The organism is Actinoplanes sp. NPDC049598, assembly GCF_040675435.1.
In the GTDB taxonomy this organism is placed as follows: domain Bacteria; phylum Actinomycetota; class Actinomycetes; order Mycobacteriales; family Micromonosporaceae; genus Actinoplanes.
Genome location: NZ_JBFAOX010000001.1, coordinates 597,232 through 609,886, shown reverse-complemented (window position 1 = coordinate 609,886; position 12,655 = coordinate 597,232). Strand labels below are relative to the sequence as shown.

Below are 12,655 nucleotides of genomic sequence, written 5' to 3'. Positions count from 1 at the left end.
CACCATGTCCACCCGCAAAATCATCATCGGCTACGACCGGTCGGCCGGGTCCCGCGACGCCGCGAGGTGGGGGCTGGACGAGGCCGCGCGCACCGGCGCCCTCGTCGAGTTCTTCTATGCCTACGAATGGCCGACGTGGATGCCTGCGACCTCGACCGTGCCGGCGCCCGCGGTCTGGCCGGACGGCGAGACCGACCGTGCCATCAAGGGAGCGCTGCACGAGGCGGTGGTGACGGCGCGCAAGACCCATCCCCAGGTCCGCACCGCGATCTCGATCGTCCACGCGAGCGCCGCCCTGACCCTGATCGACCGGTCGGCCGAGGCCAGCCTGATAGTCCTGGGCTGCCGCGGGCACAGCGCCGTGCTGGGCCTGCTCGGCTCGCTCAGCGCCGCGGTCAGCGCCCACGCCCGCTGCCCGGTGGTGCTGGTCCGTGGTGACGCCGCCGCGACGGCGCCGGTCGTCGTCGGCGTGGACGACTCCCCGGCCGCGCAGGCGGCTCTGGCGTTCGCGGCCGACCAGGCCCTCGCCCGCGGCGTCGCCCTGCACCTCGTGCGGGCCTGGAAGCCGGTCACCGGGCTCTGGGAGAGCACCGCGATGGTCACCCGCGAGGTCACCCCGGCCGAGCGGCAGCCGTTCGACGAGCTGGTCGCCGCGTGGCGCGACAAGCACCCCGGCCTGGAGATCCACGCCGACGCCGTGGTCGAGCACCCGGCCTCCGTCCTGCAGCGGGCCGGGCTCAACGCCCAGCTGCTCGTCGTCGGCACCCGCGGGCGCGGCGCCGTGCGCGGCACCCTGCTCGGCTCGGTGAGCCAGCACCTGCTGCGGCACTCCCCCTGCTCGATCGCGATCGTGCACGACGCCGAGTCCTGACCGTCATCCGTCCCGGCGCCCCAGCAACACCTCGCCGAGCGGGCGCCGGGGCGTCCGCCCGGCCACCCGGCCGTAGCCCACCCGCAGCACCATCTGCGCCGACAGGCCGCCGGCCGGGTCGGTCAGCGCCCGGCGCACCTCCGGCACCTCGACGAGCTGGCTGATCGGCGTGGTGGCCAGGTCCTGCCAGGTCGCGGTGAGCAGCACCCGCTGCAGAGCCTCGCCGGCCCGGACCTGGTCGGCGCGCTCGTCGCCCTCGGTGGCCAGCACCAGGATCGCCGGATAGGGCTCGAACGGCTCGCTGGGCCGGGGCAGCTCGGACAGCTCGGCGAAGTCACGGATCGGCACCGCCTCGAGGGAGTCCCACGGACCGACCGCCCACCACGGCACCCCGTCGTGGCGGGCGCCCCGGCCGGTCCAGCGCGCGAGCTCCTCGCGGTGTCCCGGCCGCTCCCGCAGCCACTGCTCGGCGGCCCGGGCCAGGCCGAGCACCGCGTCCCGGGCGGGCAGGGCGACCATCGTGAGCACCGCGCCCTCGCGGCGGGCCGCGTCGCGCAGGTGCTCGAGCACGGCTGCCGGGACGGCCGTCTGCGAGAACGGCCACCGATTGGTGTGCCGGTGCGGGACGGCAGCGGCCAGCGCCTCGGCCGCACGGCTGGCCGGCGCGGGGCGGCCGAGCCTGACCCGGGCCACCAGGTCCAGCTCAGCCGTCTCGGGGAAGATCTCCTCGGCGCAGCGGTACCCGGCCGCAGCGATCGCCAGACGTAACGTGAAAACGGCGGCGCCGACGCTGATCAGCTGTTCGCGGCCGACGGGATCGAGAACAGGCAGCCGGCGACGCGGATCGGCGTAGACCTCGACGGTGTCGCGGCTGATCCGGAACAGCCACGGCTGGCTGTTGTGCAGCGAGGGCGCGCTCGTCGCCGTACGGACACATTCAGTGAGCATCTCCCTCATGGCTCCCCCTTCCACGGCGTGCGGGCACCTCCACCCCATCGCGGCTGGTGACCACCGGCCAGGGCCGAAGGACAGTACGGGCCGATCCGCCCGGCCCTGTCCACCGCCCGTGCCGGGCGCGACGATGAAGTCATGAACACCGCAGGAGCACCGGTCGTGGTCGGAGTCGACGGGTCCGCGCGCAGCCTGACCGCGGTCGAGGCCGCCGCGGCGGCGGCGCTGAGTCGCAAGCGGCCGCTCCGGATCGTGCACGCCCTCGTCTACGTGCCGGCGGGCGTGACCATGTCGCCGTCGATCGCCCCGCCCGCCTACCCGGCCTACCGGGCGCAGGCCGAGCGTCTCGTGGCCGAGGCGGCCGATCTGGCCCGCCGTCACGCGGCGCGGCTGAGCGTCACCGCGGCGGTCGTGCCGGGCGGCGCCGCGGCCGTCCTGGTGGACGAGAGCCGGCACGCCGATCTTCTCGTTCTCGGCGACCACGGCGTGAGCGCGGCGGCCGAGTTCGTCATCGGATCGGTGGCCGCCCAGACGGCGGCCCACAGCTCCTGCCCGGTGCTGATCGTGCGCGGCCAGATCCGCCCCGATGGTGCCGTGGTGGCCGGTGTCGACGGCTCGGCCGCCTCGCAGAACGCGCTGCTGTTCGCCGCCGACGAGGCCGCCCGCCGGGGCGCGGAGCTGGTGGCGCTGCACGCCTGGAACGACGCCGACGGGACCGAGCTCAACGGCGAGCTGCCGATGTCCTCCGCGAACTGGTCGGGCGAGGACGAGCAGAAGCGGGTGCTCGCGGAGGCGCTGGCCGGGATCGCCGGGAAACACCCCGACCTGAAGATCCGGCCGCAGGTCCACCGCGGACCGGCACGGCGGCTGCTGACCGAGTGGTCGGCGAACGCTCAGCTCGTCGTCGTGGGCAGCCGGGGGCACGGCGGTTTCGCCGGTCTGCTGCTGGGCTCCGTCGGCCGTCATCTGGCCCACCACGCCGGCTGCCCGGTCGCGATCGTCCGGTAGCACAGACGTGAACGGGACCGGCAGCGCCGCCGGTCCCGTTCTCTCTGCCGTGTCACTCTTCGATCACGCCGGTCTCCACGCCTGCCACACCAGGGACGGTGCGGGCCAGCACGGTGACGACCGCGCGTTCGGTCTCGTCGCCGAACGTCCCGTGCACCCGGACGACGCCGCCGTGCACCGTCGCCGTCCAGCGCCGGCCGCCGTCGGCATACTCGTCGAGACGGTGCTGCACCTCACCGGCGAGCGCCTCGTCGCTGCGCACCATGGCCCGCAGGATGTCCCGGCGGCTCACGATGCCGACCAGCGCCCCGTCCTCGAGAACCGGCAGGCTGCGCACGTCGTTGTCCAGCATCGCCTCCGCGACGTCGGCCACGTCCATGTCGGGCCGGACGGTCAGCGGATAGGAGGACATGACCTCCACGACCATTCCCGGCCGGTTCTCCGGGTCGAGGTCCGGCAGGGGCCGCAGATGAGCGGTCGGATCCCGCGGCACCCGGTGCCACAGCAGATCGCTCTCGCTGACCATGCCGACCAGGACGCCCGTCGTGTCGACCACCGGCAGTGCTGTCACCGACCGCGCGCTCATCAGCTCGGCCGCGCTCTCCACCGAGGCGGTCTGCACCACGGTGTGCACCGGACTGCTCATGATGTCTTTGACCCGCATGTCGTCACCTCGCGGCCATCTGCGCCGTCAGGTCGACCAGACGGCTGGTGTAGCCCCACTCGTTGTCGTACCACCCGAACACCTTGACCAGGCGGTCCTGGGCCTGGGTGAGCCGGGCGTCGAAGACGCAGGACGCCGGGTCGCCGATGATGTCGGTCGAGACCAGCGGCGAGTCGGTGTAGCGGATGATGCCCCGCATCTGCGAGCCCGCGGCGGCAGCGACGGCCTCGTTGATCCGCTCGGCGGTGGCCTCGCCGGCCAGCCGCAGGGTCAGATCGCTGATCGAGCCGTCGATCACCGGCACCCGCAGCGCGACCCCGTCGAGACGGCCGGCCAGCTCCGGCAGCACCAGGCCGACCGCCTTGGCCGCGCCCGTGCTGGTCGGGATGATGTTGACGGCGGCGGCCCGGGACCGGCGGGCGTCCTTGTGCGGCGCGTCGAGCACGTTCTGGTCGTTGGTGTACGCGTGCACCGTGGTCAGGTAGCCCTGCTCGATGCCGAAAGCTTCGTGGATCACCTTGAGCAACGGCGCGACACAGTTGGTCGTGCACGAGGCGGCAGAGACGATCTGGTGCTTCACCGGGTCGTACGTCTCCGCGTTGACTCCGGGCACCAGCGTGGCGTCGACGCCCTTGCCGGGTGCGGAGATCAGCACGCGGCCGGCGCCGGCCTTGAGGTGTAGCGCCGCGTCGTCGCGGGTGCGCAGCTTGCCGGTGGACTCGATGACCAGGTCGACACCGAGCTCCGCCCAGGGCAGCTCGTCCGGCGTGCGGCGGGCGAACGCCGGGATACGCCGTCCGTCGACGATCAGGGCGTCGGCGGCGTGGCCGACCTCGGCCGTCATCCGGCCGAACGTCGAGTCGTACTCCAGCAGATGGGCGAGGGTGGCGGTGTCGAACAGGTCGTTGACCGCCACCACCTCCAGCTCGGGCGCCCGGTTCGCCAGCAGCCGCAGGTAGTTGCGGCCGATCCGGCCGAATCCGTTGATGGCGATGCGGTAGGTCATGGTGATCCTCCAGCTTTCGACGTGGTGTGTCTCCAGCGTTTCGCCCCTGGCGCCGGGTCAGGCAGAGCCGAAGGTCCCGACCGGCCGGGCAGAACCGGCCGGCACCGTGCCCCTCGGCCCCCGCGCCTCGGCCCATGTCCTCACGAGACGCGGATCGGCGGATCACCGAATGTCGTCGTCACCAGGGCGCGGGGTGTGACCCACCATCCGTTTTGTCGATGACGCAGGTCTATGTCCGTGACGGTCGGTGATGACGAAGGGAAATCAGCGACGCAGCGCATCCGAACCCGCTCCAGCCGATTTTGCGCCGGCGCCCCGAGACAGACGCCATCTGCCGCTGCGGACAATCCTGAAAGGACCTCCGTCTCTGGGTGAGCTTCGAGGACGGAACAAGCATCGGCATTGAGGGCGGCGCATTTCCGCGACCGTCCCGTCATCCGGGAGGAGCCTGTTATGACCGACCGCTTCGATCCCAACATCCCGCCGGCCGGCCCGGCCTCGCCGTCCATCGAGGGCGAGTTCATCGGCACCGTCGTGATCACCGAGCAGCCGGCGATCGGCACCGGCAACCTCGTCATCGACCGCACCAAGCCGTTCGACATCGAGGTCAAGTGGCATGTCTACGGCAACCTCGTGCCGCTCTGGCTGACCGCCCTCTCCCGCGAGACCGACTCCTGGGTCGTCACGGCCTACGTCGAGTCGCAGGGCCCCGGCGACGAGAAGATCCTTGAATCGGTGAAGGTTCCCGTCGGCGGGCCGCCGTTCTCGCTCGATGAGCACTACACGGCCAAGATTCCCGTTCCGGCCTTCGCCCTGTCCGAGGAGAACCCCGGCGATCCCGGCCAGTCCGGGACCTACAAGGTTGTCGTCACGACATTCCTCGACTCGAAGATCGGCGGGATTGGATACGACATGATGGGATACGCCGAAGGCCCCGTCATCAAGGCCGAGGATCCACGGTGATCCAGCAGTTCGGCTGACGACGGAACAGCGAAGGCGAGGTCTTGGTAACAAAGGCCTCGCCTTCGGGACTTTCGGAACATGCGCGTTCCCGTCGAGGGCGCATAACGTCGAATTATGGCCAACCAGCGACGACGCGAACCTTCCGCGGCACCCCGGGCGGTCGGACGGGTCACGGGGCGGGTGCGCACCGGTCCGGTGAAAGGCCGGGTCGCTCCGATCGAGCAGGCCCCGACCGAGGTGACGCGTCTCGGCGACGAGCCCCGCCCCGTCTTCGCCGACCCGACCGGCGGCCGGCGCCGGCGGCTGCGACATGTGGCGTACGCCGCCGGTCTGCTGGTCCTCGCCGTGCTGCTGGCCTTCTGGCTCAGCCAGCTCAGTGGTGGAGCGCCGTGATGGCGGTCTATCGCGGGGTCCGGACCACCGAACCCGACGTCACGACCGGCCGGCTCCCGGCGCTGCGCCGCCGCCGCTCCGTGCTGAGGGCGGCGGTCGCCCTCGCGCTGCTTCTACTGCTCGCCAACATGCTGCTGGTGGAGGCGTACCTGCGCAACGACTTCGCGCCGGACAGTTCCGCACAGGCCGAGCAGTCGACCTCGGCCGTCCCCTCGGATGTTCGCACCGGCGGACCGATCATCGACCTCTCCGGCGCCCGGCCGGTCTCCTACCAGGCGCCGGCACACACCATCGTCCTCACCTTCGACGACGGACCGGACCGGCGCTGGACACCGCAAGTGCTCGACGTGCTGCGCCGGCACGACGCCCACGCCACGTTCTTCATGATCGGCTCTCAGGTCGTGCGCAACGCCGCGTTGTCCCGCCGGGTGGTCGCCGAGGGCAACGAGGTGGGCGTGCACACGTTCACCCATCCTTTGGTGTCCGCCGTGCCGGCGTGGCTGCGCCACCTGGAGCATTCCGCCACCCAGAGTACGATCGCCTACCGGACCGGGCGTTCGACCACCTTGTACCGGCCGCCCTACTCCTCGACGGCCGACGCCGTCGGCAACGGCGACCTCGCCACCCTCCGGGAGACCGCCCGTCAGGGCTACGTGACCGTGTTGAACGACCTGGACAGCGACGACTGGCGCCGGCCGGGCGTCGAGACGATCGTCCGGCACGCGACACCGGCGAACGGTGCGGGAGCGATCGTCCTGATGCACGACGCCGGTGGCGACCGGTCGCAGACGGTCGCCGCGCTGGACCTGCTCATCCCGCGGTTGCAGCAGCGCGGCTACCGGTTCGTCACCGTCTCCCAGGCCCTGGCCGGGCGAATCCGGGCGGCGAACCCACCGGCCGGCTTCTTTCCGGCGTCCCGGGGATGGGCGATGGTCTCGATGGTGCGGATCGCCGACCTGACTCTCCGGCTGCTCTGGTGGTCGCTGTTCGCCGCGGGCGTTCTGGTCGTGGCCCGCACCGTCGCGCTGGTCGTCGTGGCAGTGCGTCACGCCCGCCGGCGGCGCCGGCCGGGCCCGGGCTGGGGCCCACCGGTCACCGAAGCGGTCTCGATCATCGTTCCGGCGTTCAACGAGGCGGCGACGATCGGCCCCGCGGTGCGATCGCTGGCGCTTTCCGCCCACCCCGGCGGCGTCGAGGTCGTCGTGGTCGACGACGCCTCGACGGACGGGACGGCGGACGTGGTGAGAAAGCTGGGCCTGAGCAACGTCCGGGTGATCCGGCAGCCGTCGGGAGGCAAGGCGACGGCGCTCAACACCGGCGTCGCGTTCGCCCGCCACGATCTGATCGTCATGGTGGACGCGGACACCGTGGTCGAGCCCGACGCCGTGCACCGGCTCCTGCAGCCGTTCGCCGACCCGGCGGTCGGCGCCGTCTCGGGCAATGTCAAGGTGGGCAACCGGCATGGTCTGCTCGGCACCTGGCAGCACATCGAGTATGTCGTCGGCTTCAACCTCGACCGGCGCCTCTACGACACAGCCGGCTGCATCTGCACCGTTCCCGGTGCGCTGGGCGCCTTCCGCCGGCAGGCCCTCATCGACGCCGGCGGTCTGCGGGTCGACACCCTGGCCGAGGACACCGATCTGACCATCGCCGTTCAGCGGGCCGGCTGGCGCGTGGTCTTTGAGGACTCGGCTCGGGCCTGGACCGAGGCGCCGACCGGCCTGCGGCAGTTGTGGCGGCAGCGGTACCGGTGGAGTTTCGGCACGATGCAGGCTTTGTGGAAGCATCGCCGGGCCGTCGTCGAGCACGGCCGCTCCGGCCGCTTCGGGCGCCGGACCCTGCTGCTCGTCGTTCCGTTCAGCGTGCTCCTGCCCCTGCTGGCGCCGCTGTTCGACATCATGGCGGTGTACGGGCTGTTCTTCCTGGACAGCTCGGCGGCGGCGATCGGTTGGCTCTCGATGCTCGCCGTGCAGATCGTCACGGCCGCGGTGGCCTTCCGGCTGGACCAGGAGTCCTGGCGCCCCCTGTGGACCCTGCCCCTGCAGCAGGTCTTCTACCGGCAGTTGATGTACCTGGTGCTGCTGCACTCGGCGCTGACGGCCGTGGCCGGGCGGCGGCTGCACTGGCAGAAGATGCGCCGTACCGGAGAGGTGCGTGTCCCGGCTCATTGACCGGAAGCTAGTGCGGCCCGCGAGGCCGAGCCGACGGCACGGCAGCGCCGCCCGGCCCGGATCAGCAACCTGACGACGTCGACATCCGTCGTGGGGGCGACATCGCCGTAATAGCGTCCCACCCCCAGGAACGGGTGGGGCCGGGCAAGGCACACGATCTCGTCGGCCGCGCCCCCCACCGCCGCCACGGCCTCGCGGGAGCCGACCGGGACGGCCAGGACGACCCGGCGGGCGCCCAACTTCCGAGCGATCCGGCAGGCCGCTCCGGCCGTCGCCCCGGTCACGGTTCCGTCGTCGACGACGATCGCCGTGCGGTCGGACAGCATGGCCCGATCCCAACCGTCACGAAGCGTCCGGGCCCGGCGCACGACCTCGGCGCCGGCCTTACGGCAGGCCTCGGCGAGTTCGTCCGCCGAGACCCGGCCGGCCCGGACGGCGTCTTCATCGACAACGGACGCGCCGTCCTCACCGACAGCGCCCAGGGTGAGTCCGGGACGGCCGGGCGCGGCCAGGCCGCACATCACGATGACGTCGAGCGGCAGCTCCAGGGTCTCCGCGACCTCGAACGCCACCGGCACGCCGGCGCGGGGCACGCCGAGGACGACCGCGCCGGACCCCTTCGATGCGATCAACCGGCGAGCCAGGACCCGGCCCGCGGCTGCCCGATCTGCGAAGATCATGTCGACCACCTCATGACGGACCCCGCAACGGGTGGACGGCGGCGTCGCGGCGTGCCAGCTCTTCGACGGCGTTCCGGTACTGACGCCGCGTGATCTCGCCGGAGTTCAGCTGCCGGAGAAGCGATGCCTCGGGGTCCGGCCCACTCGCTGGGGGCAACCCGAGCAGGGGGGCCAGACACGGATCAGGTGCGCCGGCACGCGGAGCCGCCTCCGCCGGGGCCCGCCGGACGAAGATCAGCACAGCGGCACCCAGGATCCGTACGGCCAGCATCGCCACCATGCCGGCGATCAGCGCGTCCATGGCCCGCCACCGTCAACCCACGCCGGACCCGACCACGAAGACCGGGCACAGTGCGCGGCGCCGCAGCACGTGGGTGGCCGCGCTCAAGGCCGTGCCGGGAGCAAGCCGGCCGCCCTCGGGCCGTCCGAGGACCAGGGCGGCGGCCTGGCCGGACGCCTCGATGAGCGCGGTGGCCGGGTCACCTTGGATGATCTTGTGGCGGATCGGCACGCGGGACCGCGTGTCCAGGCGCCGGGCGAGATCGGTGCCGTCGCCGACCACGTGCAGCACGACGACCTCGCATCCCCGGACCTCGGCCTCGGCGAAGGCGAACTCCAGAGCGGCCCGCGCCGGCGCGGAACTGTCCACCCCGACCACCAGCGGCCGGGTGGCCCAGCCGGACCCGGCCGGCATCCGTACGAGCAGGACCGGGCCGTTGTGGTGCCGGGCCACCCGGTCCGCGACGCTGCGGCCGAAGACCGTCGCGGTCGCACCGTGGTGGTGTCCCACCACCACCAGGGCGGCCTCGCCGGCCTCGGCCAGCAGCGCTCGCGCCGGGTCCGGGCCGATCACGAGCCGGCTGGTCACGACGGTGGACGGCGATCCCGCCCGTACCCGTGCGGTGAGCCGGTCGAGTAACGCCGGGCCGGCCTCGCCCGATTCCCCGCGCCGGACGTTCAGCAGGCGCAGGGTCCAGCCGTGCAGCTCGGCCTCGACCGCCGCGTGATCCACGGCGACGCAGGCGGACGGGCTCTCGTCGGCACCGACCAGCACCAGTCCGCCGGGCGGCGGAACGGCGGCCCGGGCCGCCGCCGGGCCCGGCTTCACGGCGTACGGATCCGGATACCCGACCGCGCCCAGGTAGCGGTTGATCGCCTCGCCGAAGCGGGTGGCGTCCTCGTTCGTTCGCGTCATGGCAGCCACCTCCTACGTCCATCTCACGCCTTGCGGACGGCCGATGGCAGGGCCGATGGACCTTTCCCGGGCGGGTCGCCGGCAAGCCGCCGGCGAAGGAGAGCACGGTAGATCTCGTCCACGCCCCAGACGATCACCGGAAACGGCGCCAGGAAAGCGAGTTCGGCCCCGCTCAGCGCGGCCGTGCCGAACACCGGCTGCAGCGGCGGCAGGTAGATGAGCGCGGCGGCGAAGACGATCTCGAAGGCGATGCCGCCCAGGAGAAGACGGTTGCTGAACACGCCGATGCTCCGAAGCGGCGCGTAATCGGTTCGCGAGGCCATCGCCGTGCCGATCTGGCAGGCGACGATGCCGGCGAAGGTCATCGTGGCCGCCTCGTCCCGCACCGTGGCGGGCAGGCTCGTGCCGGCTTGCCAGCCCGCACGCCACAGGACCCAGAAGAAGCCGGCCGTGACCAGGACGGCCGAGGTCACCCCGAGCAGGCCCCAGGCGCGCAGCAGGAGACGGCGATCGATCACCCCGGACCTCGGCGAGCGGGGTGGCCGATCCATCAGGCCGGGCTCGGCGCGCTCGCGGCCCAGGGCCAGCGCGGGCAACGTCTCGGTGCCCAGATCGATGGCGAGGATCTGCAGCACGGTCAGGGGCAGCGGCACGGCGCCGCCGGACAACGCGAAGATGAGGAACGGCACGACCTCGGGAACGGCGTGGGCGAAGATGTAGAGCACGAACTTGCGCACGTTGTCGTACACCCGGCGGCCGGCCTCGACCGCCCGCACGATGGTGGCGAAGTTGTCGTCGGTGAGGACCATCGTGGCGGCCTCCCGGGCGACGTCGGTGCCGGCCCGGCCCATCGCCACACCGATGTCGGCGCGCCGCAGGGCCGGGGCGTCGTTCACCCCGTCGCCGGTCATGGCGACGATGTGTCCCTCGGAGCGCAGGGCCTCGCAGACGCGCAGCTTCCCCTCGGGCGAAGAACGGGCGAAGACGATTTCCTGGTGGTCGCCGAGCAGCCGGTCGAGCTCGGCGTCGCCCATCCGCTCGAGCTCGGCGCCGGTGATGATGCGCCGGCCCGCGCGGCCGATGCCGGCCTGAGCGGCGATCTGGGCGGCGGTGGGACCGTAGTCGCCGGTGATCACGTGCACCGTGATGCCGGCGCGGTGCGCGGCGGCGACGGCGGCGGGCACGGCCGCGCGGGGCGGGTCCGCCATGGCGACGAGACCGAGCAGGGTCAGGCCGCTCTCCGCGGCCTCCCGGTCGGCGGCTGGGAGGCCGGAGCGGCGGGCGATCGCGAGAACGCGCAGCCCGTTCGCGGCGTAGCGGTCGACGGCCTGCACGACCTCCGAGCGTACGGCGCCGGTCAGTTCCTCGGCCCGGCCGTCCGCGGCGAGGATCGTGGTACAGAGCGGGACCTCCGATTCGGGGGCGCCCTTGGAGAACAGTTGCCCGCCGGCGGTGATGGACATGCGTTTGGTACGGGGGTCGAAGGCATACAGGGCCGTCCGCGCGGCGTCGCGCTCGGCCGCGTGCACCGGCGCTCCGGCGTCCGCGGCCAGCCTGAGCAGTGCCAGCTCGGTGGGATCGCCGGTGTCACCCGGTGTCCCGTCGCCGGCCAGGTGGGCGGTGGTGCACAACGCGGCCGCGGTGATCAGTTCCCGTACGGCCGGATCGGTGGCCGTTGTCGTCGCCTCCCGATCCTCGCCGGCCACCCAGAGGCGGGTGACCCGCATGCGGTTCTCCGTCAAGGTGCCGGTCTTGTCGGTGCAGATCACTGTCGTCGATCCGAGTGTTTCCACAGCGGACAGTCGTTTGACGACCGCGCCCGACCGGGCGAGCTCGCGCACCCCCGCGGCGAGCGCCAGGGTGATGGTGGGCAGCAGACCCTCCGGCACGTTGGCGACGATGAGCCCGATGGCGAAGCTGATCGCCGCCGCCCAACCGAGACCGGCGAGCACGCCGATGGGCAGGAAGGCGGCGCCGGCCACGACCGCCACCACCGCGATGATCCAGGTGGCCCGGCGCACCTGCCGCTCCAGCGGGCTCGGGTCCTGCTTGCCGCGCTGGGACAGAGCCGCGATGCGGCCGATCTCAGTGTGCATCCCGGTGTGGGTGACCACGGCCCGAGCTTGACCGGCAGTGCAGGACGTGCCGCTGAACACCAGCTCCCGGGCCTCCAGCAGGGGACCCGGAGCCGGCTCGTCGTCGGCCGTGCGGATGGCCGGCACCGATTCACCGTTGAGCGCCGACAGATCGACCGCCACCGAGCCGTCCACCAGGCGGGCGTCGGCGCAGATCCGGTCGCCTTCGGCGACGTCCAGCACGTCGCCGGGCACCAGGTCCCGGGCCGGCACCTCGATCAGCACGCCGTCCCGCATGACCCGCGCCGCATCCGGCAGGTAGGCGGCGAGCGCCTCCACCGCCCGTTCCGCCTGCCGCTCCTGGACGAAGGCGAAGGCGGCGTTGAGCAGGATGACGGCCATGACCGCGGCCGCCAGGGCGGGCGCGTGTCCGGCCCAGGCGAGCGCGGCGGCGATCATCAGCAGCACCGCGAGCGGCTGGGTGAACTGGGCCAGCAACTGCCGGGGCCATCGGCGGCCGTGCCGCCGGGACAACTCGTTGGGCCCATACACCGTCAGCCGGCGGGCCGCTTCCCGCGACCGCAGGCCCGCCGGGGTGGACCGCAGATGGCGGAAGAGCTCGGTCGGTGGTTGCCGGCCGTCGATCTCCGCCGCCGGCGTGGTCGTCTGTGCCATGAC

Annotated in this window: 12 protein-coding genes; 5 read left to right on the top strand and 7 right to left on the bottom strand. The window is 72.5% G+C overall.

Annotation, left to right across the window (positions count from 1 at the left end; all coding sequences use genetic code 11):
- The first annotated feature begins 4 nt into the window (after window positions 1-4).
- Window positions 5-871: a universal stress protein gene (locus AB0J66_RS03010; protein WP_364655165.1), complete on the top strand. Its 867-nt coding sequence runs from the start codon at window positions 5-7 to the stop codon at window positions 869-871.
- Between the two features lie 3 nt (window positions 872-874).
- Here AB0J66_RS03010 and AB0J66_RS03005 read toward each other — a convergent pair whose 3' ends face one another.
- Window positions 875-1,828, bottom strand: a complete 954-nt coding sequence (locus tag AB0J66_RS03005; protein ID WP_364655163.1) for a nitroreductase family protein — start codon at window positions 1,826-1,828, stop codon at window positions 875-877.
- 132 nt (window positions 1,829-1,960) lie between these two features.
- On the opposite strand from AB0J66_RS03005, the gene AB0J66_RS03000 reads away from it, so the two are divergent.
- Window positions 1,961-2,830 (top strand): universal stress protein, encoded by an 870-nt coding sequence (locus tag AB0J66_RS03000; protein ID WP_364655161.1) that lies wholly within the window; start codon window positions 1,961-1,963, stop codon window positions 2,828-2,830.
- Between the two features lie 52 nt (window positions 2,831-2,882).
- Here AB0J66_RS03000 and AB0J66_RS02995 read toward each other — a convergent pair whose 3' ends face one another.
- Both AB0J66_RS02995 and gap read right to left on the bottom strand, forming a co-directional pair.
- Window positions 2,883-3,494: a CBS domain-containing protein gene (locus tag AB0J66_RS02995; RefSeq protein WP_364655160.1), complete on the bottom strand. Its 612-nt coding sequence runs from the start codon at window positions 3,492-3,494 to the stop codon at window positions 2,883-2,885.
- A gap of 4 nt (window positions 3,495-3,498) precedes the next feature.
- Complete coding sequence (gap, locus tag AB0J66_RS02990; RefSeq protein WP_364655159.1) at window positions 3,499-4,500, bottom strand: type I glyceraldehyde-3-phosphate dehydrogenase; 1,002 nt, start codon at window positions 4,498-4,500, stop codon at window positions 3,499-3,501.
- 453 nt (window positions 4,501-4,953) lie between these two features.
- Here gap and AB0J66_RS02985 point away from each other — a divergent pair, with 453 nt between their 5' ends.
- The 3 genes from AB0J66_RS02985 (at window position 4,954) to AB0J66_RS02975 (ending at window position 8,027) form a co-directional block, all read left to right on the top strand.
- Window positions 4,954-5,463, top strand: a complete 510-nt coding sequence (locus AB0J66_RS02985) for a hypothetical protein (protein WP_364655158.1) — start codon at window positions 4,954-4,956, stop codon at window positions 5,461-5,463.
- 114 nt (window positions 5,464-5,577) lie between these two features.
- Entirely contained in the window at window positions 5,578-5,856 is a 279-nt protein-coding gene (locus AB0J66_RS02980; RefSeq protein ID WP_364655156.1) for a hypothetical protein, read from the top strand.
- On the top strand, window positions 5,856-8,027 hold the full coding sequence (locus AB0J66_RS02975) for a bifunctional polysaccharide deacetylase/glycosyltransferase family 2 protein (protein ID WP_364655155.1): 2,172 nt from the start codon (window positions 5,856-5,858) through the stop codon (window positions 8,025-8,027). The genes AB0J66_RS02980 and AB0J66_RS02975 overlap by 1 nt, the downstream gene beginning before the upstream one ends.
- Here AB0J66_RS02975 and AB0J66_RS02970 read toward each other — a convergent pair.
- The 4 genes from AB0J66_RS02970 to AB0J66_RS02955 are packed head-to-tail and all read right to left on the bottom strand — an operon-like array spanning window position 8,021 to window position 12,652.
- Entirely contained in the window at window positions 8,021-8,707 is a 687-nt protein-coding gene (locus AB0J66_RS02970; RefSeq protein ID WP_364655153.1) for a phosphoribosyltransferase family protein, read from the bottom strand. The two genes, AB0J66_RS02975 and AB0J66_RS02970, sit on opposite strands and share 7 nt — an antisense overlap.
- 10 nt (window positions 8,708-8,717) lie before the next feature.
- Window positions 8,718-9,008 (bottom strand): hypothetical protein, encoded by a 291-nt coding sequence (locus AB0J66_RS02965; protein WP_364655152.1) that lies wholly within the window; start codon window positions 9,006-9,008, stop codon window positions 8,718-8,720.
- A gap of 12 nt (window positions 9,009-9,020) precedes the next feature.
- Window positions 9,021-9,902: a universal stress protein gene (locus AB0J66_RS02960; protein WP_364655151.1), complete on the bottom strand. Its 882-nt coding sequence runs from the start codon at window positions 9,900-9,902 to the stop codon at window positions 9,021-9,023.
- Between the two features lie 23 nt (window positions 9,903-9,925).
- Window positions 9,926-12,652 (bottom strand): cation-transporting P-type ATPase, encoded by a 2,727-nt coding sequence (locus tag AB0J66_RS02955; protein WP_364655149.1) that lies wholly within the window; start codon window positions 12,650-12,652, stop codon window positions 9,926-9,928.
- Window positions 12,653-12,655 lie beyond the last annotated feature (3 nt).